This is a genomic window from Marinobacterium sediminicola (genome assembly GCF_022343685.1).
GTDB classification, from domain to species: Bacteria; Pseudomonadota; Gammaproteobacteria; order Pseudomonadales; family Balneatricaceae; genus Marinobacterium; species Marinobacterium sediminicola.
The window spans coordinates 65,884-88,113 of the sequence record NZ_CP092123.1 but is presented as its reverse complement, the minus strand read 5'-3'; the positions used below and the strand labels follow the sequence as shown (position 1 = coordinate 88,113).

Annotated in this window: 21 protein-coding genes; 14 read left to right on the top strand and 7 right to left on the bottom strand. The window is 51.2% G+C overall.

The window, feature by feature from the left end:
- Positions 1–3: 3 nt before the first annotated feature.
- Complete coding sequence (locus tag LN244_RS00395; protein ID WP_239040892.1) at positions 4–975, top strand: homoserine kinase; 972 nt, start codon at positions 4–6, stop codon at positions 973–975.
- 101 nt (positions 976–1,076) lie between these two features.
- Positions 1,077–3,287, top strand: coding sequence for a DNA helicase II (gene uvrD / locus LN244_RS00390; protein ID WP_239040891.1), 2,211 nt, complete (start codon positions 1,077–1,079; stop codon positions 3,285–3,287).
- Positions 3,288–3,290: 3 nt separating this feature from the next.
- Here uvrD and LN244_RS00385 read toward each other — a convergent pair whose 3' ends face one another.
- Together LN244_RS00385 and LN244_RS00380 are read right to left on the bottom strand one after the other, a co-directional pair.
- Positions 3,291–4,070, bottom strand: coding sequence for a sulfite exporter TauE/SafE family protein (locus LN244_RS00385; protein ID WP_239040890.1), 780 nt, complete (start codon positions 4,068–4,070; stop codon positions 3,291–3,293).
- Positions 4,070–5,317: an EAL and HDOD domain-containing protein gene (locus LN244_RS00380; protein ID WP_239040889.1), complete on the bottom strand. Its 1,248-nt coding sequence runs from the start codon at positions 5,315–5,317 to the stop codon at positions 4,070–4,072. The genes LN244_RS00385 and LN244_RS00380 overlap by 1 nt, the downstream gene beginning before the upstream one ends.
- Positions 5,318–5,500: 183 nt before the next feature.
- Between LN244_RS00380 and LN244_RS00375 the strand changes: the two genes are divergently transcribed.
- Positions 5,501–6,292, top strand: a complete 792-nt coding sequence (locus LN244_RS00375) for a TIGR00266 family protein (RefSeq protein ID WP_239040888.1) — start codon at positions 5,501–5,503, stop codon at positions 6,290–6,292.
- A gap of 58 nt (positions 6,293–6,350) precedes the next feature.
- On the opposite strand, the gene LN244_RS00370 is transcribed toward LN244_RS00375, so the two are convergent.
- Both LN244_RS00370 and LN244_RS00365 read right to left on the bottom strand, forming a co-directional pair.
- The gene (locus LN244_RS00370) at positions 6,351–6,899 is read right to left on the bottom strand and encodes a hypothetical protein (RefSeq protein ID WP_239040887.1); all 549 of its coding nucleotides are present in this window, start codon (positions 6,897–6,899) and stop codon (positions 6,351–6,353) included.
- Positions 6,900–7,112: 213 nt separating this feature from the next.
- Entirely contained in the window at positions 7,113–7,646 is a 534-nt protein-coding gene (locus LN244_RS00365) for a hypothetical protein (RefSeq protein ID WP_239040886.1), read from the bottom strand.
- A gap of 546 nt (positions 7,647–8,192) precedes the next feature.
- Here LN244_RS00365 and LN244_RS00360 point away from each other — a divergent pair.
- From LN244_RS00360 to LN244_RS00340, 5 genes are all read left to right on the top strand, one after another.
- A complete protein-coding gene (locus LN244_RS00360; RefSeq protein WP_239040885.1) occupies positions 8,193–9,404 on the top strand; it encodes a tyrosine-type recombinase/integrase in 1,212 nt (403 codons plus the stop codon).
- Positions 9,405–9,467: 63 nt separating this feature from the next.
- Positions 9,468–9,779 (top strand): hypothetical protein, encoded by a 312-nt coding sequence (locus LN244_RS00355; RefSeq protein WP_239040884.1) that lies wholly within the window; start codon positions 9,468–9,470, stop codon positions 9,777–9,779.
- A gap of 130 nt (positions 9,780–9,909) precedes the next feature.
- Positions 9,910–10,320, top strand: a complete 411-nt coding sequence (locus tag LN244_RS00350; RefSeq protein WP_239040883.1) for a hypothetical protein — start codon at positions 9,910–9,912, stop codon at positions 10,318–10,320.
- A 95-nt stretch (positions 10,321–10,415) separates the two neighbouring features.
- Positions 10,416–10,661: a helix-turn-helix transcriptional regulator gene (locus tag LN244_RS00345; RefSeq protein WP_239040882.1), complete on the top strand. Its 246-nt coding sequence runs from the start codon at positions 10,416–10,418 to the stop codon at positions 10,659–10,661.
- A 1-nt stretch (position 10,662) separates the two neighbouring features.
- Positions 10,663–11,937 (top strand): DUF3631 domain-containing protein, encoded by a 1,275-nt coding sequence (locus tag LN244_RS00340; protein WP_239040881.1) that lies wholly within the window; start codon positions 10,663–10,665, stop codon positions 11,935–11,937.
- Between the two features lie 412 nt (positions 11,938–12,349).
- Here LN244_RS00340 and LN244_RS00335 read toward each other — a convergent pair whose 3' ends face one another.
- On the bottom strand, positions 12,350–13,831 hold the full coding sequence (locus LN244_RS00335; RefSeq protein WP_239040880.1) for a tetratricopeptide repeat protein: 1,482 nt from the start codon (positions 13,829–13,831) through the stop codon (positions 12,350–12,352).
- 922 nt (positions 13,832–14,753) lie between these two features.
- A protein-coding gene (locus tag LN244_RS00330) for an IS3 family transposase (RefSeq protein WP_239040879.1) occupies positions 14,754–15,931 on the bottom strand; the annotation gives its coding sequence in 2 pieces (ribosomal slippage) (positions 14,754–15,673 and positions 15,673–15,931; 1,179 coding nt in all).
- Between the two features lie 529 nt (positions 15,932–16,460).
- On the opposite strand from LN244_RS00330, the gene LN244_RS00325 reads away from it, so the two are divergent.
- The 6 genes from LN244_RS00325 (at position 16,461) to LN244_RS00300 (ending at position 20,449) form a co-directional block, all read left to right on the top strand.
- Positions 16,461–16,652, top strand: a complete 192-nt coding sequence (locus tag LN244_RS00325) for a carbon storage regulator (protein ID WP_239040878.1) — start codon at positions 16,461–16,463, stop codon at positions 16,650–16,652.
- Between the two features lie 11 nt (positions 16,653–16,663).
- Positions 16,664–17,209 (top strand): zinc ribbon domain-containing protein, encoded by a 546-nt coding sequence (locus tag LN244_RS00320; protein WP_239040877.1) that lies wholly within the window; start codon positions 16,664–16,666, stop codon positions 17,207–17,209.
- A gap of 168 nt (positions 17,210–17,377) precedes the next feature.
- A complete protein-coding gene (locus LN244_RS00315) occupies positions 17,378–17,956 on the top strand; it encodes a recombinase family protein (protein ID WP_239040876.1) in 579 nt (192 codons plus the stop codon).
- 409 nt (positions 17,957–18,365) lie between these two features.
- Positions 18,366–18,620, top strand: a complete 255-nt coding sequence (locus LN244_RS00310) for a hypothetical protein (protein ID WP_239040875.1) — start codon at positions 18,366–18,368, stop codon at positions 18,618–18,620.
- 135 nt (positions 18,621–18,755) lie between these two features.
- Positions 18,756–19,784: an AAA family ATPase gene (locus tag LN244_RS00305; RefSeq protein ID WP_239040874.1), complete on the top strand. Its 1,029-nt coding sequence runs from the start codon at positions 18,756–18,758 to the stop codon at positions 19,782–19,784.
- 146 nt (positions 19,785–19,930) lie between these two features.
- On the top strand, positions 19,931–20,449 hold the full coding sequence (locus LN244_RS00300) for a hypothetical protein (RefSeq protein WP_239040873.1): 519 nt from the start codon (positions 19,931–19,933) through the stop codon (positions 20,447–20,449).
- A gap of 429 nt (positions 20,450–20,878) precedes the next feature.
- Here LN244_RS00300 and LN244_RS00295 read toward each other — a convergent pair whose 3' ends face one another.
- Complete coding sequence (locus tag LN244_RS00295) at positions 20,879–22,219, bottom strand: site-specific integrase (protein ID WP_239040872.1); 1,341 nt, start codon at positions 22,217–22,219, stop codon at positions 20,879–20,881.
- Between the last annotated feature and the right edge of the window lie 11 nt (positions 22,220–22,230).

Below are 22,230 nucleotides of genomic sequence, written 5' to 3'. Positions count from 1 at the left end.
ACCTTGGCCGTTTATACTCAGATTTCGCGCCCCCAGCTTGAAGCCTTGCTCGAGGACTACTCCTTGGGGCAGCTGGTGGACTTCACCGGTATCGAAGGCGGTATCGAAAACAGCAACTTCTTCGTCACCCTTGAACAGAACGGCCGGCAGATCGACTACGTGCTGACCCTGTTCGAGGAGCTGAACCAGGACGAGATGCCGTTCTTCGTTGAACTGGGCCAATGGCTGCAGGCAAGGCAGGTGCCGGTTCCGCATGCGATCAAGGATCGCAACGGAATCGCCCTGAAGCAGCTCTGTGGCAAACCCGCCTTTTTCCAACCGCGTTTTCAAGGGCACCATCTCGATCGCGCACAGATCACGGCCGAGCACTGTGCCGAGATCGGGGCGGCATTGGCCCGTTTCCATCTGGCAGGCGAGGACTTCTACCTGCGCCGTCAGGCACAGCGAGGAGTGTTCTGGTGGCGTCGTGAAAGCCAGGCAATCCGTCACCTGCTCAAGCCTGAAGATGCCGAGCTGCTGCAGCAGGAAGTCGCCCTGTTCGATGCGCTGCGTAACCAGCCATTCGGGCTGCCGTTGGGCACCATCCATGGCGATCTTTTCCACGACAACGCCCTGTTCGTTGATAATCGACTGGAGGCGATCCTGGATATCTACAATGCGGCGACTGCTTTCCTGCTGTTCGATCTGGCCATTGTTGCCAACGACTGGTGTACCGATGCCAACGGACATGTGGACCCTATCCGGGAACAGGCGCTAACCCGCGCCTATGCCAGCGTACGCGCATTCAGTGACGAGGAAATGGCTGCCTGGCCAACGCTGACACGCACTGCTGCCATGCGCTTCTGGCTGTCGCGACTGATCCCCTGGCTGGGCGTCGAGCAGGCTTCCCGCTCGGGCATCAGCACCAAGCTCAAAGATCCGGACGAGTTTCGTCGCATCCTGCTCAATCGTATCGACACACCCGCCACGATCTGAGCTGCCATTGCATCCGGCTTGCCCTCGGGTTCAGGCCGGATGCCGCAGGCTGGTATACTAGCCGTCATATTTCATCCTTCTGATTCCAAGCTGCAGGTCCCATGGACGTTACACATATCATCGATTCGCTTAACGACGCCCAGCGGCAGGCCGTGACCGCTGACCTGAACAACCTGCTCGTACTGGCCGGTGCCGGTTCCGGCAAGACCCGGGTACTGGTGCACCGCATCGCCTGGCTGATCGAAACCGAGGGCCTCTCGCCCTACTCGATCATGGCGGTGACCTTCACCAACAAGGCAGCTCGGGAGATGCGCGGCCGAATCGAGCACCTGCTGGGAATCAATACACATGGCATGTGGGTGGGCACCTTCCACGGCCTGGCGCACCGCCTGTTGCGCGCCCACTGGCGCGATGCCGGTCTTCGCGACAACTTCCAGATCATGGACAGTGATGACCAGCTGCGCCTGCTCAAACGGCTATGCAAGGAGATGAATCTGGATGACAGCCGCTGGCCGGCAAGACAATTCCAGTGGTTCATCAACGCGCAGAAGGATGAAGGCCTGCGCAGCGCGCATATCGAGCGCACCGGCGATCCCTACCAGACGATGATGATCCGGGTGTACGAAGCCTACGAAGATGCCTGCGAGCGCGGCGGGATGATCGACTTCGGCGAACTGCTGCTGCGCGCACTGGAGCTGCTGCGCGACCGTGCGCCCCAGCTGCTGAAGCACTACCGCGAACGTTTCCGCTACGTGCTGGTGGACGAGTTCCAGGATACCAACGCCATCCAGTACGCCTGGCTGCGCCTGCTGTGCGAAGGCGAAAACAAGCTGATGGCCGTAGGTGATGACGACCAGTCGATTTACGGCTGGCGTGGTGCCCGAATCGAGAACATTCAGCACCTGGAAGAGCACTTCCCCGGCACCGAAACCATTCGCCTGGAGCAAAACTACCGCTCCACCGGCACCATTCTTGGCGCAGCCAACGCCGTGATCCAGAACAACTTCGGCCGTCTCGGCAAGGAGCTGTGGACCGAGCTGGGCGACGGCGAGTCGATTTCGTTGTACAGCGCCTTCAACGAGCAGGACGAGGCACGCTTTATCGTCGACCAGATCCAGAAATGGGTCGAGGACGGCAACCGCCGCGACGAGTCGGCCATCCTCTATCGCTCCAATGCCCAGTCCCGCGTATTGGAAGAGATGCTGATCCGGGCGGGGATGCCTTATCGCATCTACGGTGGCCAACGCTTCTACGACCGACTGGAAATCAAGAATGCCCTGGCGTACCTGAAGCTGATTGCCAACCGTGATGACGACACGGCGATGGAACGCATCATCAACGTACCCACCCGTGGCATCGGCACCCGTACCATCGAGCTGATTCGTGAACACGCCCGTAGCGAGAACGTCTCCATGTGGCGTGCGGCCAACGAGATCACCGAACTCAGAACGTTGCCGGCGCGGGCCAACAATGCGCTGCAGGCGTTCATCGATCTGGTCAACCAGCTCGATACGGACACCCGCGAGGTGGAGCTGCACGAGCAGACTGAGCACGTCATCGAACACTCCGGCCTGATCCAGCACCATGAGAAGGAAAAGGGCGAGAAAGCCCAGTCCCGCATCGAAAACCTGGAGGAGCTGGTCAATGCCACCCGCCAGTTCATGGGACAGTGGCAGGAAGACAACGAAGAGGGCTTCAACTCTCCGCTGGCGGCCTTTCTGGACCAGGCCGCACTGGACGCAGGTGAGACCCAGGCCGACGTCAATACCGACAGCGTCCAGTTAATGACCCTGCACTCGGCCAAGGGCCTGGAATTCCCGCTGGTGTTCCTCGCCGGCATGGAAGAAGGCCTCTTCCCGCACAGCATGTCGGTGGAGGAGCCGGGCCGTCTGGAGGAAGAACGTCGTCTCTGCTATGTCGGTATCACCCGCGCCATGCAGAAGCTCTACATCACCTATGCCGAGTCCCGTCGCCTGCACGGTAAGGAAACCTTTAATCGGGTCTCCCGCTTCGTCAACGAGATCCCTCCCCAGTTGATCGAAGAAGTCCGACTGAATGCGACCGTGCGACGCCCCTATGGCGCCCAGCAGGACAACCCCAGCAGCCTCTTTGGCGGTGGCTCCTCCCTGTCCAGCGCCGAAGTGCCCAGCACCAACCTGAGCCTGGGCAAGCCGGTCATGCATGCCAAATTCGGCCCGGGGATCGTTACCAATTTTGAAGGCAGCGGTCCCAAGGCACGGGTGCAGGTCAATTTCGAGGAAGTGGGCAGCAAGTGGCTGGTGGTCGGCTTCGCCAACCTGCAGCCGTTGTAGGATTCAGCCCAGCAGGCGGGGCAGCAACGTCTCGCCTGCCTGCCACAGCAGGCGCAATGCCAACAGTGTCACCACGGTGCGGAACAGGCGGTTGAACCAGACCGATGACACCCGGTGCAGCAGATTAAGACCGATCCAGGTACCCAGCATGCCGCTGAGGATCATCGCTCCGATCAGTGGCAGCCAGTCGGCAAAGGAAAATCCCACCACCGAAAACACCAGCCCCTTGAGCAGGTGCTGACCGGTCATGGTGGCGGCGAAGGTTGCGACCGTCTGCATCTTGTCGTGGCTGTGGCGATGGACAAATGCGGCGACCAATGGCCCGGTGGCACCGACAAACATTGAGAAGAATGTGGTCAGACCGCCAGCCAACAAGGTTTTCAGCGGTGACAGCGCACGTGCAGCCGGCTTGGGGCCCCAGATCATCCACAGGATAAAGCCACCCACCGCGAGCTGAATCATCTCCAGTGGCAATTGCACCACCAGCAACGATGCCAACCCCGCACCGATCGCGGCGCCGATCAGGAACCGGCGACTCAACGGCCAGTCGATATGCTGGCGGGTCATAATGGCACGATTGGCGTTAGAGCCCAGCTGTACCAGGCCGTGCACGGGAATCAGCGCGGCAATCGGCACCAGCTGGGCCATGATCACCAGCAGGAGCACACCGCCACCGATCCCCAGAGTTGCGGTCATCAGGGAAGTAAAGCCGGCCGTCAGCACCAGCCAGAACGCATCCAGCGGGGGCAGCCCGGCCGGAAGCCAGGCCAACAGATCCGGCATCAGCCTTCCTGCATCGCCTGCAGTACCTGCTGAGCCCAGTTCAGGCTATGGCGATAGGCGACTTCATAGAAGGGACGGTCCAGTGCACGGCTGAGCTGATCGAAATCGCCACGTTCGTAGATTTCGACCTGACGCAGCAACTCACCAAAGGAATGGGCGCGATCCAGGAGTGCTTCCTTCATATCCTGCTGCAAGGGCACCTGGTCCAGCAGGTCCACCATTTCCATATCCAGCAGCACATCCAGCTGCGACAGCAGACCAACGATAAAGTGATTAATCGGCTCGTCACGGCCCATCATCTCGGCCAGCAGTTCACACATGCGACCACGGGTCAGCATGTTGCGGGTCAGCTCGTCAGGCTTGTTCTTATCGGCCGCACTGAGGAACAACAGTACCCAGCGCTTGATCTGGTCGATCCCCAGCAGGGTGATGGCATGGGCAAGCGAACTGATTTCACGCTTCAGGTTAAACGCCGCCGAGTTGACCACCTTGAGAATACGGAAGGTCAGTGCCGGATCCTGCAGGGCGATCTGCTCGATCGACTGCGCCGTGGCATTGGGGCGCTGCAACTCGGTCAGAATCTGCAGCAACACCACCTTGTTGCCGGTAATCTTCTTGCCCTTGACCGCTTCCGGCTTGCTGAGGAAGTAGCCCATATAGAGAGCGAAGCCCATCTCCAGGCAAAGACGGAACTCTTCCTGAGTTTCGACCTTGTCAGCCAACAGCTCAAGCTGGTAGGGGCGAAGTTTCTGCAGCAGAGGCGGAATGTTCTCCAGACCCAGCAGCTGGATGTCCAGCTTGAGGACATGGACGATGTTCAGCAGCGGCTCGAACTTCGGATTACGCGGGTCATAGTCGGCCAACGCCAGACGATAGCCCTGACGAGCCAAATCCTTGACCCTGGCAATCAGCTCGGGGGTGATATTCGAATGCCCGAGCAGCTCAAGTACAAAGCTTTGCTTCGGCAATTCGGGCAGGTCGTTGTTGAGCAGAAAACTGTCGGTTACCTTGAGGAAGCAGGGTAGCGATTTCACCACGCCTTTTTTGGTGATGCTGGAATAGGTACCCAACAACACCCCCAGGGTCGCTTCATCGTCCTTGAGTCCTTCGACAAAACGCCCCTCGTTATCACGGAATAGCAACTCGAAAGCCACCACATCCTGGCTTTTGGTGTATACGGGCTGGCGCGCCATCAAAACCTGAAGCTGATGTTCCTCTGCCATCATTTGAGAGCCGTTCGCTGCCACTGCTGACTCCTTTCGTGGATGCTGGATGTACATTTGTTTGATTTATACACGGAAGTATATCGGCTCCCTCGGTATCCTAACAGACTTGGAGTCATACTCATCTTTTACGAGTCACCGCCCTGCCGCCCTGACCTGCGGTTATACTCGAACATCGACAGGCATTCACACAAGGAGAACAGCATAATGCGCTGCCACGAACTGGACTACGAAATCCTCGGCTCAGAGATGCAGCTGGTCGAGGTCGAACTGGATCCGGGTGAAACCGTCATCGCCGAAGCCGGTGCCATGACGTACATGGAAGAAGACATCACCTTTGACACCCGCATGGGCGATGGTTCCAACCCTGACGAAGGCCTGATGGGCAAGCTCTTCTCGGCCGGTAAGCGTGTATTCACCGGCGAGTCGATTTTCACCACCCACTTCAGCAACACCGGAATAGGCAAACGCCGGGTCGCCTTTTCAGCACCCTATCCCGGAAATATCGTGCCGCTGAACATGGCTGAGCTGGGCGAGAAGGTAATCTGCCAGAAGGACGCTTTCCTGTGTGCCGCCCTTGGTACCAAAGTCAGCATTACGTTCAACCGACGGATCGGCGCCGGCTTCTTCGGCGGCGAAGGGTTCATCCTGCAGAAGCTGGAAGGTGACGGTATGGCCTTCATTCAGGCAGGCGGCACCGTCGTCAAGAAAGAGCTGAACGGTGAAACACTCAGAGTCGACACCGGCTGTCTGGTCGGGTTCACCGAGGGAATTGATTACGACATCCAGCGTGCCGGTAGCCTCAAGTCGATGGTATTTGGCGGTGAAGGCCTGTTTCTGGCGACCCTCAAGGGAACCGGCACCGTCTGGCTGCAAAGCCTGCCGTTCTCGCGCATGGCCGATCGCATTCTGGCACATGCTCCTTCCAACGGTGGCAAGGACCAGGGCGAGGGCTCGGTACTGGGCGGTATCGGCCGCATGATTGGCGGCGATCGCTGATGCCGGCTGACATCATCCCGAGGCTGCAGACCTCGGGGTGATGCACAACGTCGGGCGATTAAGAGTTGTGCTGCTTGAACGCCGCCATCAGCTCGACCGGTTTCTGCTTTTTGTTGTCGTCACGCAGCACGAATACCAGAGTTTCGCCCTTGGGGCCTGCACCTATTTGGGTGAATCGCAGCGGCGCTTCGCCGGTCATCCGTACCGCTTCCATATCTTCGATGCGGTCAAACACGTAGATGCGGCCTTCCATACGCATCTCACCGTAGAACGTATCCGCTGCCGGCAGCGTACCGTGATAGAGGTTGTACCCGGCAACCTGATCCACTTTCTTCTTCTTGTCTGCACCGGTCACGCCGAATACCAGAGTTTCCCCTTTTGGGCCCGCGCCGATGAATGTCTGACGGAAAGAGGTTTCACCGACTTCAAGATACTGCTGGTACGTTGCCTGATCATCGAAGACATGGATACGGCCATCGTGGTGGACCTCGTACAGGTCTTCATTATTCAGGTCTGCCGCTGCAACGGTTTCATTCTTCGTACCTGACGCACACGCGGTCAGGGTGGCAACCAGCCCGCCCAGCATGAATGTCTTGAGTGTTCGCATAGGTCTATCCTCCAGTTCCTGTTAGCAGGCGCAGAGGGTAACGGGCCAATATTGCGATTCCTTGACAGTCAAGAAGAGACTCAGTGGCGGGGCAGGGTCAGGACAACGTTTCAACGCCTCACTGGGCAAAACGGGGGCTTGATTAAAGAGTGGGAGATGTAGCCCTGCCTCTCTCGAGCGACATCTCCCGGATATGTCCTTACCAAATCACGGTTACCGGTCAGCGATCGGCACCATCACATGGGCGTAGGGCGTATTGTTCCACATTATATAAGGTCCACCCTCTGCCGGATCATCCGTTATGCCGGACATCATGGCCTTGGGCACTATTATCATCAAATGCGGGCCTTCCCTGATAAAGTCTTCCGCATTAAAGCGGTCAGCATGGTAGGGGTCGGAGTTACTGACACCTCCTGCTTCACCATCGCCCTGCAACATATACGAGAAGCCCATCTGCTTGGCTTCGAACGGTGCCTTGGCACCAACCGCCTGCATCATCTCCATCCAGACAGCATCGTTACACATTGGAGAGTTGTCATCGGGCAGGGTTTCGGGCATGCAGACCCACCCATTGCTGCCTTCTGCCAAAACCTCACCCCGATACATCACTGTTGCCTCTGCACTGACACTGTCCGGTGCTGCAGAGCGCGCCAGTTCAATAAGAGCCTGATTATCTTCAGCGTGTGCCAACACCGTAGACAGGGTCAGGCCAGCCACCAGAAGTGACTTGCCAATTATCCTGTTCATCTGAGTAGCCTGTTCTTATGCGTTAATCGGATTGCACACCCGCGAAGCAGCGGGTCCCGCTTCGCCAGAAGCACCTTTCAGTCTAGTCAATCCGAAACCCGTTAGCGGCAGGATAACCTCTCACTTGTTTCCACAGGCTCAGATGCCGGCAGACCTTGGGGAATATGGCGGAAACACAGAAAGCGCAAAATTGCGATTGGCACTCATCTGCGGTTAGGGTCACCAGGGAGAATTGTGACTCGTGGCGATGGAGGCATAGCCACCAGAAAAAGCTCATGGCCGGGCATTATTGGAGCCAGCGGAGAAAACGAGAGGCAGTACTACACGAAAAAATGGCGCGCCTGGAGAACTTCAAACTTAATAAAACATAGGACAAATAGGACAATCGGCTAACACATTAATTCTTATATAACAATAATATATCTATCCTATACCTTCTTTGAGCACTATACTATCAGGACCAATTGACGGTTCCATTGACGGTTCCATTGACGGTTCAATGACACCTCTGGACCGTCATCCACTCCACCTATCGGAGAGTTCAGGATGGCACTTTCCAACACCGCTTTAGCCAAGGCAAAGCCCCAAGAGAAACGCTACAAGCTGACAGATCGGGATGGCCTGTATGTGTTAGTTCAACCCTCAGGAACAAAGACCTTCAAATACGATTATCGGATCCTGGGAAAACGAGGCACCTTCACCATTGGCACCTATCCCGAGATCTCACTAGCAGAAGCCCGAGAGAAACTCGTAGAGGCACGGCGCTTGGTCAGCGAAGGGATCAACCCCACCACCATCAAGCATAAGCAGATCCAGAAAGCAGCAACTACCGAGAAGAGATTCAGTGACTACGCAAAGGAGTGGATCGCCAAACAGAACTACAGACCCTCTACGTTGAAAGATCTCAAGCTCCGGCTGGAAAAGAACATCTACCCGGCCCTGGATAAAAGGCCGGTAGAAACCTTCTCCACCCGCGACCTATTGAACATCATGCAGCCCGTAACTGAGAGGGAAGCTCGCGAAACCGCCAAACGCATGGCCGGCATCATCCGGCGGGTATACAACGATCTACTCCTGCTCGGCATCGTGGACAACAACCCCGCTCAAGGCCTGGCAGAGCTGCTGCCCAAGGTGAACCATCGAACCAAATCCAACTTCGGCCACCTCACTGATACCGAGGAGCTGAAGATCCTGCTGCAACAGATCCACGCCAGCACCGCACGACGCGACCGCCTGGTGGACATCGCCCTCAAGCTAATGCCCCTGCTATTCCTGCGACCCGGTAACATCCGATTCATGAAGTGGGACTATATCGACTTCAACAAAGCCCTGATCACCATTCCCGCCATCGAGATGAAAGCAGGAAAAGAGCTGAAGATCCCACTAGCCCGCCAGGCTTTGGAACTTCTGCAGGAAGCATATACCTTACGCCGCAGCGATGATTATGTGTTCGTAACCCCTCACGGAAAGGGCAAACCAATCAGTGAGAACACCACCACCCAAGCAATCCGGAAAATGATTAACCCAAAAACCGGCAAACCCTTCGGCACCGGCTTCATGACCAGCCACGGATTCCGCCACACCGCCAGCACCTTCCTCAATGAGATGGGCTACTCACCCGATGCTATCGAACTCCAGCTCGCACATGAGAGCCGGGACCGAGTACGCGCCACCTACAACAAGGCACAACTACTGGATGAAAGAGCCAGAATGATGCAGGATTGGGCTGATTTCTTGGACAACCTGAGAAATGCTTGAAGTACCCTATTCGTCGTCAGCCCTACTTCTGATAGGGAATCCGTATTGGGCAGGGAGTCACACATGAAGATCAGTACATTAGGAATTACCTTCGCGCTTTTGGCCAGCACCCATTCCTATGCAGGATGTGTAGGTGTCGAGGTCATGGGGCAATGCCAAGGCACCGAGGTCCGGGGATACTCAAACAGCAATGACGATACCCGATACGAGAGCAATTCTGGTTCCAGCTACCAGTACGACCTGAACAAGCCGACCGACCGCAACCGCTACACCCTGGATCTGGATGCCCAACGGCGTGATCAGATGAGCACCGACCCAAGACGAGCCACGGATCGCAACTCCGGCCAGTACGGTGGCGGTATCTATAACGACTGATACTTACAAGCCATGCCGGGCGGCATGGCTTTCTCAAACTAAAAACGGCATAGAGCACGACCCATTATCAATACTTCAAAAACCTTCTCCTCAAGCGACGCCCTCAACAACAAATACTCGGCACCAGGCGATGAAAGACCATACCCCCCCTTGGAATGACAAACCTCTCGTTCTAACAACAAATGAACAGATTCTACACAACGATTTCGCCCAGAACCCTCTATCTGCACGTCATGCTATCTGGGCATACGTAGAACAGGACATCCCCATTCCCAATGAGTTAAAACCCATTCTACTGGAAGTTCTGCAGGAACCCTTCAAGGGCAAATCAACAGCAATTACCAAGAGATACTGGACGCTACTCATCCAAGAGGTGATCTTCATGGTTGCAGAAGAAGGTATCAACCAGACCGATGCGATTGAGCGTGTTGCCGAGCGGCATGGTGTGAAGGTCGATACCCTAACCCGACGCTACAATGACGGGAACTTCCGAAACCTACGCTCTGCTATGATCCAGCACTTACTTCAAGATGCAGAATAAATATTTTTTCTGCACTAAAAGCATCCGCCCAATCCATCGATCATGTCCTAAGAGTCTTATGACTCATATCCAACTTGTTGATATAGGAAATGTATATGCATTCGATGGTAAACGTTATTGAAGACGCTGTTCGCAGCCAGACCACCACCCGCCTGATCCGCATCAAGGAAGTCTGTAACCTCACCGGGATCTCTCGTTCCCACATCTACCTGCTCGCCTCCAAGGGCATGTTCCCCAAAAGTGTAGACCTGATCCCTGGGGGCGCCGCTAAGGCCTGGGTGGAGCAGGAAGTTCACGACTGGATCAACCAGCGCATCGCCGCTCGCAATGAGGAGGTATGAAATGACATCTTTGAAGAAACCAGACCTGGAGAATTCAGAAGAAACCCTCGTCGCCGGCCAGCAGATCGAGGGCACCTTCCAGAACACTCACGCACAGTCTAGCACGTCGGTAAACGCTGAACAGAGCCCTGCATCGGACAAACCCGTCAGCAATGCCGCAAACCCAGCCCACGGAGCCGTGGACAGCCTAACCGAGGCCAAACCCCAATTCCCCGAAAGGCTCAAACCCTGGCCGGATCCGGTCGATATCCAAGCCACCGCCTATGCGATTGCTGATCGGTTACGCCTGCACAGCGTATTGACCGAAGCCGATATCACCGCCACCGTGCTGTGGATCATCTCCAGCTACCTGATCAACAGCTTTCGCATCTTCCCGAAGCTCTCCTTGATCAGTCCGGAGAAGCGTTGCGGTAAAAGCACTCTGATGGAAGTCATCCAGTCCTTCAGCCACGAGGGCCTGCTGGTATCCAACCTGTCAGGAGCGACGATCTACCGCATCACCACAACCGTCCAGCCTACCTTGCTGATCGACGAAGCCGATACCTTCGTGAAAGGTGGCGATCCCCAACTGGTGGGCATCATCAACTCCAGCCACAGCCAGCAGGGCGCGACCATCCTACGCTGTGATGGTGACGACAACACCCCCAAGGCTTACAAAACCTGGATGCCCATGGTGCTCGCTTCAATCGGTGCGCTGCCGACCACCATCATGGATCGCAGCATCGTCATCAACCTGCGCCGGAAAAAGGTCACCGAACAGGTCACCCGAGTTCCACACAACCTGCTTGAGTTGAACCAGACCTACCGTGAAAAAATCATTCGCTGGTGCCTGGATCACAAAAGGGTGATTGAAGCCAACACGGTAGAACCCAACAACCTTGGCAACGACCGTGCGGCGGATAACTGGCTCCCCCTGTTCACCGTCGCGCACCAGATCAACACAGACTGGATAAACCGCTGCGAAGAAGCATATGAAGCCCTGACTACCGTGCCGGAACTGGAACTGCCAACCCAGCTCCTGAAGGACATCCAGCAGATCCTGAACCAACACCCGCAAGACAAAATCTTCTCGGAGGATCTGCTGGAGGCGCTGCATCAGGACACCACCGCCCCTTGGTTAACCTGCAACAACGGGAGGAAGCTCACCGCAAGCAAGATGTCCAGCCTGCTCCAGCCCTACGGTATCAAACCCAAGGTACTTAGGATTGGAGACAAAACTAGGCGCGGGTACGAGAAACAACAGTTTGAAGATGCCTTCGACCGCTACCTGACCTAACCCCACCAAACCGTAACAGCGTCACAAACCTCACCACACGGGGGCTCCAGCAGCCCCCTTCCTGTAACACGCATCGCAACATAAACGTTACGCCCCACACGAACCGTTACACACCCTGTTACGGAACCAGCGCCATCACCCCATTGAAATACGCTCATTGTTACGTTGTTGCGTCCAAGGCTACCTCGATTCCCCCTATCCATCTCCCCGCCTCCTGCCTCCACTCCCGTCCCTGTCGCGCGCCTCGCTGCGCTGCGGGCGCTCCGGGACTACGCTCGGCAGTCGGCTGAAGAACTCTATACCTTCCAACCTTACTGCCCCCGCGTTTCAGAATGGTGCGTATTACGGAGCAACGTGACCGGCGATTCCGGAAAACTACTCGAAATCGGTCACGTTCAAACGGAATGGGCAGTCACGATGGGCCGGAATATGCAAATGGATCATACTTTTTAGCTTCCTGCATCCTTTCAAAATATTCCGCATATTTTTTAGGACTTTTTTCGATACCAGGAAGACTATAACCATTTTCTCCGAAGATATTGATTAACAAACGATAAATTTCCGCTAAATCCAGGCCATCACCAATTCGCTCCTGATATTTATATCTTCCCCAACCCTTTTTTAAAGGCGATATAAACTCTTGCTCACCCTCTTCAGCGATTCTATAAATTATAGATAATAAGCGATCGCTATAGTCTTTCTTTTTTTCTAAAGGCAGACTATGAAACCAATCATATAGAGGCTCATACTTGGGAGGCAAATAATTAAACGAGCGCTCCTTAGGAGGAATATCAGAAAAAATTTCTAAGATAAAACCAACCTGAGTCTTTAGCCTTGCATAATTAGGATGGGGCACTAGATCTATAATATCCATCAAGCGCTCTAAAGCACTTTCATATAGCCCTAGCTCTAATTCAATTTCAGCTAACTTTCTCAGGTCCATATCATATTTTGCTTGAAGCGGACGGTCTACCTCATCACAAGGAAGCTGCTCCACTGCTTTTGAAAGCAAGGATCTAGATTTATTCAAATCCAGCATATTGTATTCCGGATTTGAGTATAAAAAAGCGAGAGCCTTCATCCCGCCTCTATCACCAAGATTTGTTAATTCCTCAAGCAACTTTATACCTTTAGCAAGATCAGGCTTTATAAATTCATGGGCCGGTGCTTCAAAACTAACCAAAATTCTAGCTAGCTTCAGCTTGGCCGTTGGATCTCCCTGTTCGGAGCCCCTTATTAACATCTCTGCGGCTTTACCAAGGTCTTTATTGACAAAGGAATTACCCCGCAAAAACATCCGATACAGCTGGTTTGTAGCTCGATAGTCACCTTGCTTTGATTGCTCAGTTGCTAACCTAAATGCCCGCTCATAGTATTCAAAGGCAGCTAGCGGATCCGCTTCGATCACACCCTCCACTCCTTCATCATATGCACGAGCCAAAATAAGAAGCGCCGACATATTTTCGTCGTCAGAAAGCTCTGCAGCTAAAGCGTACAATTTCTTACGAATCTTATTAGCTACAGCAGAATCAGGCTCTATATAAGGAACACGGAGCATATGACGCTCCAGATAGGGCGCTCCTCGCTCATACGCACGAGCTAAAACTTTTAAAGCATCCAGATGTCCTTTAGCTGCCGCCCCTTTAAGATAATTAAAAGCAGCATTAGTATCTATTTCTGTAGCTACCCCGTATCTGTTAAAACGATATAACTGATACATAGCTTCCATGTCACCGCTTACCGCTTTCCTCTTGTACTCTTCATACAAGTCTGAAACATGCAAACTATTAGTTGCACTATATGAAGTTGAAGACAAACCAAAAATTAATATAAGAAAGATTAAAAGGCTAATGTCTTTTAACATTCGTCCAAATCGAAGGCGATAAATATCCATAAATTTCCTCCCTTATCACAGCTCACGCATAAGTCTTCGTTAGATATTCCAGACAGACCAATAAGGCCTAAGCATATCTACTCATCACAGAATCCAAGATGCATTGGTCAATATAGAATTAAGCCACCGACCAAAATAAGATGGATTTTCCATACCTATACGCAACCTATAAACTAATTTAAATAGGTTTTCTGCCACATCACAGAAACAGGATGCTCCAGAGTTATCTGACATATCGCAAATGTTCCGGAACGATATACTAACATCACAAGTCTACCGAGTTCATACTATATAAAACCGATATCATATATCCAGTCGGGTTAAGGGAAATATCTCACAGGTCTAAATGAGCCATATCTACCTACCGTCTTGGGCACGGCACAGGAACCTCCCCCCCCTGGTCCCAACACAGCTAATGAAAAATACACACCCCCACCCCGGAACTTACAGAACTGACCAAACCCTGCAGCACGACTAGACCGAACAAAAGCCGCTGATCAGGGCGCGTTCTACCCTTGTTCATCCTCCAAGCTCGAAGACGCGAACAAGGCACAGTAAAGTCTCAAACCCCGAGAAGGGACACTGTGGCTACTTGAGTATTAGAAGCGGCTAAAGCCGCGTACCGCGCCTGCAAGACCAGAGCAATATGGACGAAAGGCAGAGGCGCTATCAGCCGCTAAAGCGGCTAGCAGCACACAGATGGTAGCCAGCGAGTTACTCTTCCTAGAAGAAACCTATCAAGCCCTTAATAATGCCCCATGGTGGAATGAAAGCAGCCAGAAGGAATGACAAGAACCCTTCATGGAAAGCTAAGTACACACCATGAAGCCAGCAAACTGGCAATCCTATAACTGCAGCAAAGAAGAAAATCGGAAGGATGGAGCTACCATCAGAAGAGCCTGCAGACATCTGTTTGTAGTGGTCAAGTAAAACTGGCCACGGGTTTATAAGCCTTCCAGTAAGTTCTCTCGGCCACATTTGGCGGCAGATCGTCATTGTGCCGATGCGGTCTGACCTGGCTGTAGTAACCTACCAAGTAATCCGTGATCGACTGCTTTGCTTCAACGAATGAGCGGTACCCTGTTTCGGGGACCCACTCTGTTTTAAGACTGCGGAAGAACCGTTCCATTGGTGCGTTATCCCAGCAGTTGCCTCGTCGGCTCATGCTTTGCTGGATTTGGTAGCGCCACAGATATTGCCGGAAGCGTAGGCTGGTGTATTGAACGCCCTGATCAGAGTGGAACAACAAACCTTTGGGCCTCCCTCTGGATTCATAGGCCATCATCAACGCCTTGCTGGTCAGCTCGCTATCGGCCTTCAGTGATAGCGCCCAGCCAACTGGTTTCCTGGCGTAGAGATCCAGCACCACCGCCAGATAAGCCCAGCGTTGCCCTGTCCAGATATAGGTAATATCACCACACCAAACCTGGTTGGGTTTACCAACAACGAACTGCCGATCCAGCGCGTTTGGAATGGCCACATGCAGCTTATCCGCCCGTTTGTAGGCATGCTTGGGTAACTGATTGCTCACCAGCCCCAGTTCTTTCATCAGCCCGCCTGCTACATATCGCGTTAGCTTTTCACCGCGCTGGCTGACGATAGATGCAACCGTCCGAGCGCCTGCTGAACCGCCGCTCAACTGATGTGCAGCGCGAACCATCAGTTTGAGCTTGAGGCGGTAGGCGCTATCGCCTTTTGGGCGACTACGCCAATACTTGTAACTGCTACGCTGAATGTCGAATGTTTGGCACAGCAGCTTTACCGGATAGCTCTCTTGAAGCCGCTGAATTATCGAATATTTTTCAGCTCGTCTGACATCAAGAGAGCCATACCCTTTTTTAAAATGTCTTTCTCTGTCTCAAGCCGCTTGATTTGCCGCTCCAGGTCTCGAATACGGCGCTGCTCTGATGTCATCGGTGAGGCTTTTGGGCTACCGCCAGAACGTTCTTGTTTGAGCTGACGAACCCACTTATCCATCGTCGATTTACCGACGTTCATGGCTTCGGCTGCCTCTCGAACAGAGTAGCCTTGGTCAACGACAAGTTGCGCGGATTCGAGTCGAAACTCGGGACTGAAGGTAGGGCGTGATGGTCTGGTCATTGGTTCACCTGTAATCGAATGAGGTGATGCTATCACCTCTAATCAGGTGGCCAAATTCACTATGCCACTACAGTTTTCCCTCACAAGAAGTATGGCACTACAGGTAGGATAGTAGTTGCCACAAAAGCAGTCTAGACGCTTTTGCAGGACAAAAACCTCAGATCAAACCAATGAGGCGCTAACGACAAGAAACATTGACGGTTTCAATGACGGTGTAGAAGAGAGTCTTTCGAACCAAATAGCTTCTAAATCAGCTACTTAGTCATAAAAAATGGCGCGCCTGGAGGAAGCAATAGTTAAAATTTAGTGATTGAATGTATTTAAATATCAACAACTTATGGTTGATGAATTGCCTCAAAAACATAAGCCCCGTACCCTTTTTCGTACCCTTTAACTCTACAGCAAGAGATCCAGATCCGCCACCAGCACCAGCACCAGCACCAGCACCAGCACCAGCACCAGCACCAGCACCACAAGCCTATTTTGCGTTAACATGCGAACAGCGTAACAACCAAGGAAGGAATCCACCATGCTCTACATAACGCTCAAGGAAGACGAACAGCTCTACATAGGCGATAACATTGTTCTGAGCTTCTACCGCCACCAAGACCCGTTGTTGAAGCGGTGCAGGATGCCTTGCGACACTCAGCAGGTCAAGCTGGCGATAGATGCGCCCCAAAGTGTTAAAGTGCTGAGATCAGAGATTATTGGCAGAAGTTGAAGGAGTAACGTATGTTTTGTCCGAAGTGCGGGATTGGCATTAAAGATGGTGACAAGTTTTGCCCAAATTGTGGGGCCGAGCAGAGCAAGCCATCAGCAACTCATGAAAAGACAAGACCTGTTAATCCCAATGTAATTATTATTCCGCTTGGTATCATTATCGTTGTTGCTGGTCTCTACATAGGCCTTGAAAAAAGGCAGTACGCAAAGGCTGAAACTGCAAAGATACAAGCTGAAACTGCAAAGATACAAGCCAGTAACCAAAAGCTTAGTGCCGAACTCAATGGGGTTTCAGACGATACCCCAGATATTATAGTGGCTGAAATGTGCCACGAACGCTTACACAAGCTGGCTAAATATCAAGCTGATATAACTAGTACAGACATTGACCGTACGAGAGGAAAAGGGATCACCCTTGTTACAGGCATTGCCAAGTTCCAAAACGGTTTTGGCGCTTGGGATAGCAAGAGTTATAAGTGTCATATGGCTGCACCTAGAAGCATATACATTCACTTGGATGGTGAGCTTGTAGCAACTTTTAACACTCTGATCGACTGATAACTGATCAAATCTTTGTAGATGAACGTTATGCGGTATCAACAATCGTTCGTTTAATGACACCAGCAAAAGCCCCCCTGAATTGGTATCAACAAAATAGGGTTCACATGCAGTTCAACTGCTGCTAAAGTGACCCCACGTTAATTGATACCAGCAAGGAGCAGCACAATGTCCCGTATCTTCGCTTACTGTCGAGTCAGCACCAACGAACAGACAACAGCTAACCAGATCCATGCCATTGAGTCAGCAGGTTACAAAGTAGAAGAACATCGTATTGTATCTGAAACTATTTCAGGTGGTGTCAATGCAATGGAAAGACCAGCCTTCTCAACGCTGGTGAATCACAAGCTCGAAGCTGGTGACACTCTGGTTGTCTTGAAGCTGGATCGACTCGGAAGGGATAACATTGACGTTCAGCAGACCATTACAATGCTAATGGAGAAAGGTATCAGTGTTGTGTCTCTGGATCTGCCTTCTAGAGATCTGGCTTCAGCAGAAGGGAAGCTAATTCTTCAGATGTTTACAGCCTTTGCAGAGTTTGAGAAGAACCGCATCAAAGAACGCACCAAGGATGCTTTGAGGCGTGCCAAGAAGGAAGGCAAGAAGCTGGGTAGACCAGAAGCAACCAGCACAACAAACGCTGTTCAGGAAGCCAAACAGGAAGGCTTGAGCCAGTCTCAGACAGCCGCTCGACTCAGTATCAGCCTGCCCACTGTCAAACGCCACTGGAACAAGACAGCAGCCTAAACAACAATCCCCTGCTGGTCTGGCGCTGATTAGAAACCGGCGGGGGTTCTTTGGTCAGATTCTAAACCAACCAGCACCACCATTTGCTGCCGTGTTAAACACCTCAAACGCTATTATTAAATCAATAGAACCATTCTATTATAAACAATAGTCAGACCCCCTCTCTTTTGCCGTATATATCATAAACAATCAATTCAAATTAATACTTGACTTAACCCTAATATCAAATATCATAGTTTATAGGGTAAGGAAAGAGGTTGAATTTAAATACAAGTTATGTATTGACATAAATAGCCGTATTCCTTACTATCTTTATTAGAAGCAATAGACCGCTTCTAATACATACATATCTCGTCCTGTCGGTGTAACAGCCCACGGGAATTTTTGCGTCCAAAAAAAGGATAATCAAATGAAGACTAAGCAACAGCGTATTATTTCAGAACTAATCGCACAGTATAGTTATATTAACGAAGAAGGCGAACGGATCGCCATGCCTGAATATGGATCGAATTATAAAATCAGAGTTGGCAGCATTCTAACGACCCTCAAACGTTGGTCATACTTTGCAGCATACGGTGAATTCCCAGAGAACAAACTCTACACCGCCAGCCGACACAAGCAATCAATTGAGCCGGGACTTCTATACTCACCTGCTGACTTCTAACCAAGGTTAAAATTATGCGAATCAGAATATATCAAAACCAATTCATTGAAATGGTTGAAATGCTATGCAAGCAAACACGACAGACACCAACGCAATTAATCCTATCTCTAATCGAAAAGGAGGCAAGTATCTATTATGCCCAAGACAAACAAGTTCGAGAAACTGGCAAGAAAGCCATCTGACTTCAAATCTGCAAAACAAATCCCCCTGATTGAATCCCTTTTCAATGAAGAGTCCATCAATCTAATATACTCAAAAGCTGGTGGTATGAAGTCATGGTTAATGATGGATTTAACCAGAGCCATATCTACTGGCAGCACCTTCCTTGGCTACCCAGCAACACAACAGCGCGTTCTCTACTTAGACGCTGAACAGGCAGATCCAGACATTGCCCACCGTCTACAAACAATGGGCTTGTTAGATAATGAAAATATTGTGTATGTAACCCAAGCAGAAGACTCTTTTGATTTTTCAGAAGAGTCCGACAGGGAAGCGTTCATTGAATACGTCAAAGCAGAAGATCTCAGAGTAATCGTATTTGATAACTTGAGAACAATGCTAACAGTAGAGTCTGAAAATGACGCCTCAGCATTCAGCGAGATTAATCGTTTTCTTGTTCAACTCAGGTCGTTAGGATGCACTGTATTCATGGTGCATCATTCTACAAAAGATTCAGCACGTTATGCAGGCAGCAGTAATATTGCCACCGTTTACAATACTGTTATTGGACTGCATGACACCAGTAACGGATCTGCTGAATACCGTCAAATAGTTATAGAAAAGAATAGGTCTTCTCTTCAAGGTCTAATCGACATTAACAACCAGTATATAAACCTTGTTGGTGATCGTTTCCTATTGAATAACTCACAAGGCCTTGAAGAGTCCGACATTGCAGACCAGCTATTAGAAGAACTGACTGCATTAAGAATTAAGAATCTATCAGAAGTAAAACTATTCTTGCGTCAGTCGTGTGGTATGACCATTAGCAATGGTTCATTTAAGAATCAGTCTGTTGTAGATCTTCTGAAAGAGGCGTCTTTACCGCACCAGTTTACGTCAGTCATTAAGCTGCAAGAACAGTACAAATCAGCAAAAGAGGCTCCAGAATATGTCTTCTCGGATATTACTGAAGCAGACCCTGACGCTTGTGCTGAATACTACTAATCCGCTATAGATAAAGACTTCTCGGATTTCCTCTCTAAGCCAGTAATTGCGCGGCATTCAGTCCCATCTAATCCGACAAATCCGACAGAAAAATCCGCGGATTTCTGGCTAATCCTTCCTATCTCTATTTCTCGCAAGGAGAACTTATGTCCAGTATTGAACAACGCCACCAAGACATTGCCTATCAAGAATTACTACCATTCATTTTTCAAGACAAAACAGGCGAAGAGTTTAAAGCCAAGGCAGATGCACTAATAACCACACCAGACGGACAGCGCATCCTGATCGAACTGAAAGAATCACCACTCAATACAATCACCACTCGAAAGACCAGCAGGAACTATCTTCTAAGCCAGTACAAATGGCGATTCAAACGAACAGCACCCAATGCCGCTGCTGCATCCAGAGAATTGCACTTTGGTGGCTACAACAAAGACTGTTTAGACTATGGTTGGAACCACTCTGTCTACAAACACAAAGCAGTTAATGACGTACTCAAAGAACAGGGAATCCGTTACATCATTGTCTTCAGCAGCCATCCCCCAACAGTGAAATGGTATAACAAACAAATCCCATTCAAACGATTCTACAAGCAACGCTTTGGCTTAGAGACAATGCTTGAGTCTGAATTCAACCAGCTCAAACAATCGCACACCATCCACTGAACACCCTCTCAGACCGTCTAAAACAAGCCTAGAATCAACGATCACCTACCAACCCAAGCCAGCCTACCAGCAACACCAAAACACGCTCAAAATGGCTTGTAGAGCCTTACAGACAAAAAGATCAAGCAGGCTATTGACACAATATATGGTCACATGCTACTCTCAAGAATCTTCTGGCAAGACAGCAGATGTTTAGTCAAAACATCCTTGCAAGAACAAGTAATATTAATAGTAAATTATTTATTACTTCTTTTGTCTTGTTAAGATTATCCTGTCTATATGTTTAGTGCGTAGCACTCGATTATTCAGACAACATCTGTCTCAAAGACCTTCATTTTCTTGTGTCATTATTCTGACAGCCTACAAGCCTTTCTAACGTGTTCAGGTGTTCAGGTGTTCAGGTGTTCAGGTGTTCAGGTGTTCAGGTGTTCAATCAAAGTAGCACTTGTTCCTCTCGAAAGAGTGCATACGATCCAACGCATCAGCAAGCCTCTGCAAGCCTTCAGAAACGCCATAATGATTTGCCATAGACGCATCAGACCAGCCTAACAGGTTGTTAGTCTCAAGCCTTGGAATACCAGACTCATACAGCCGATCACTCATAGCGTGTCTGAAGGAATGAGTAGTAACCTTGGGAACAACGCCTTTCAGCCACTTGTTAACGGCTTGAGCGCAATTACCGTTGCTGTAAACACCATGCTTGTTGTAACGAGGAAAGGCGTACTCTTGGTCAGGTTCAGCGTTAGCAACGATATGCTTTGCAACTAACAAGCTAAGACCTGTTAGCGGCACTGGTCGTTTCGAGTAGATGGTTTTCAACCCCCTGTTGTCTTCAGGCTGTATACGCATGTTGGGGGTATCATCTTCAAGGCGTATATCCTTCAGCATCAGACCACCAACCTCACCACAACGACAGCCGGTATCGAACAACAGCCCAACAACCTGCGCACTGACCAGATTCAGGTTACTCAATACAGCATCCCTGATCGTCTTTCGTTCAGGAATTGCTGGCGTATACCTCTTGTTGGCATCCTTGCCAGCATTCAGGATTTCAACATTCTCAAAGGGGTTCAGCGCCTTCATATCATACTGTTTAAGAACACTGCGCACCTGCTTACGAACCCGTCCAAGTGCTTTCTTGACGGTGGTCGTTTTCAACCCCTCTGCCAGTAGCTTGTCAATTACAGCTTGGGCATCTCTTGTACGGATCTGAGCAATGTCATGCTGGGGAAGCCTGTCTATGAAATAGCCAAAACAGCGTATGAGTTCATCTTGCGCTTTCTTGTCAGCAGCACCCCGAAGCGCAATGTCTTGCACTTCATGTAATGTTACCCGCTCATTGTCTTTCAGGATGCTCAAGGCACGGGCTTCATGTGGGGCTGGCTCATACCAGCGCTGTTCACCGTCATTGTCGTAGTACGAAAGGTCTTCACTGAGATCCTGCATCATCTGGTCGTGACCAGTCCACGTGAACTCACCATCTTCATTGGGATCGAATGGTTGTCTGGATAACGGAGCATCCACCAGACCATATTGCTTCAGGAACAGAACAGCCTGTTCACGCTCACCCACTGGCGACCGTAACCGTTCAAACTCAAGATCGTATTGCTTGGTTAGCTGTTGTGCCTTCCTGATCGCCTGTTGTTCGTCATAGGTCTTCAGGGATTGTTTCAGCTCACGCTTGCCGTAAAGCTCACGAAGATCTTTGGGGATGTCTCTGCGGTAGTAGTACAAGCCAGAAGAACGTCTGGTCAGATATTGAACCTTCATCCTCAAGCATC

Coding starts and splice junctions, on each gene's coding strand:
- LN244_RS00370 (WP_239040887.1), bottom strand. CDS start 6,899: ATGCGAACACTCAAGACATTCATGCTGGGCGGGCTGGTTGCCACCCTG.
- LN244_RS00310 (WP_239040875.1), top strand. CDS start 18,366: ATGAAGACTAAGCAACAGCGTATTATTTCAGAACTAATCGCACAGTAT.
- LN244_RS00375 (WP_239040888.1), top strand. CDS start 5,501: ATGCGCTGCCACGAACTGGACTACGAAATCCTCGGCTCAGAGATGCAG.
- LN244_RS00335 (WP_239040880.1), bottom strand. CDS start 13,831: ATGGATATTTATCGCCTTCGATTTGGACGAATGTTAAAAGACATTAGC.
- LN244_RS00340 (WP_239040881.1), top strand. CDS start 10,663: ATGACATCTTTGAAGAAACCAGACCTGGAGAATTCAGAAGAAACCCTC.
- LN244_RS00365 (WP_239040886.1), bottom strand. CDS start 7,646: ATGAACAGGATAATTGGCAAGTCACTTCTGGTGGCTGGCCTGACCCTG.
- LN244_RS00320 (WP_239040877.1), top strand. CDS start 16,664: ATGTTTTGTCCGAAGTGCGGGATTGGCATTAAAGATGGTGACAAGTTT.
- LN244_RS00360 (WP_239040885.1), top strand. CDS start 8,193: ATGGCACTTTCCAACACCGCTTTAGCCAAGGCAAAGCCCCAAGAGAAA.
- LN244_RS00295 (WP_239040872.1), bottom strand. CDS start 22,219: ATGAAGGTTCAATATCTGACCAGACGTTCTTCTGGCTTGTACTACTAC.
- LN244_RS00300 (WP_239040873.1), top strand. CDS start 19,931: ATGTCCAGTATTGAACAACGCCACCAAGACATTGCCTATCAAGAATTA.
- LN244_RS00385 (WP_239040890.1), bottom strand. CDS start 4,070: ATGCCGGATCTGTTGGCCTGGCTTCCGGCCGGGCTGCCCCCGCTGGAT.
- LN244_RS00315 (WP_239040876.1), top strand. CDS start 17,378: ATGTCCCGTATCTTCGCTTACTGTCGAGTCAGCACCAACGAACAGACA.
- LN244_RS00325 (WP_239040878.1), top strand. CDS start 16,461: ATGCTCTACATAACGCTCAAGGAAGACGAACAGCTCTACATAGGCGAT.
- LN244_RS00355 (WP_239040884.1), top strand. CDS start 9,468: ATGAAGATCAGTACATTAGGAATTACCTTCGCGCTTTTGGCCAGCACC.
- LN244_RS00345 (WP_239040882.1), top strand. CDS start 10,416: ATGCATTCGATGGTAAACGTTATTGAAGACGCTGTTCGCAGCCAGACC.
- LN244_RS00305 (WP_239040874.1), top strand. CDS start 18,756: ATGCCCAAGACAAACAAGTTCGAGAAACTGGCAAGAAAGCCATCTGAC.
- LN244_RS00350 (WP_239040883.1), top strand. CDS start 9,910: ATGAAAGACCATACCCCCCCTTGGAATGACAAACCTCTCGTTCTAACA.
- uvrD (WP_239040891.1), top strand. CDS start 1,077: ATGGACGTTACACATATCATCGATTCGCTTAACGACGCCCAGCGGCAG.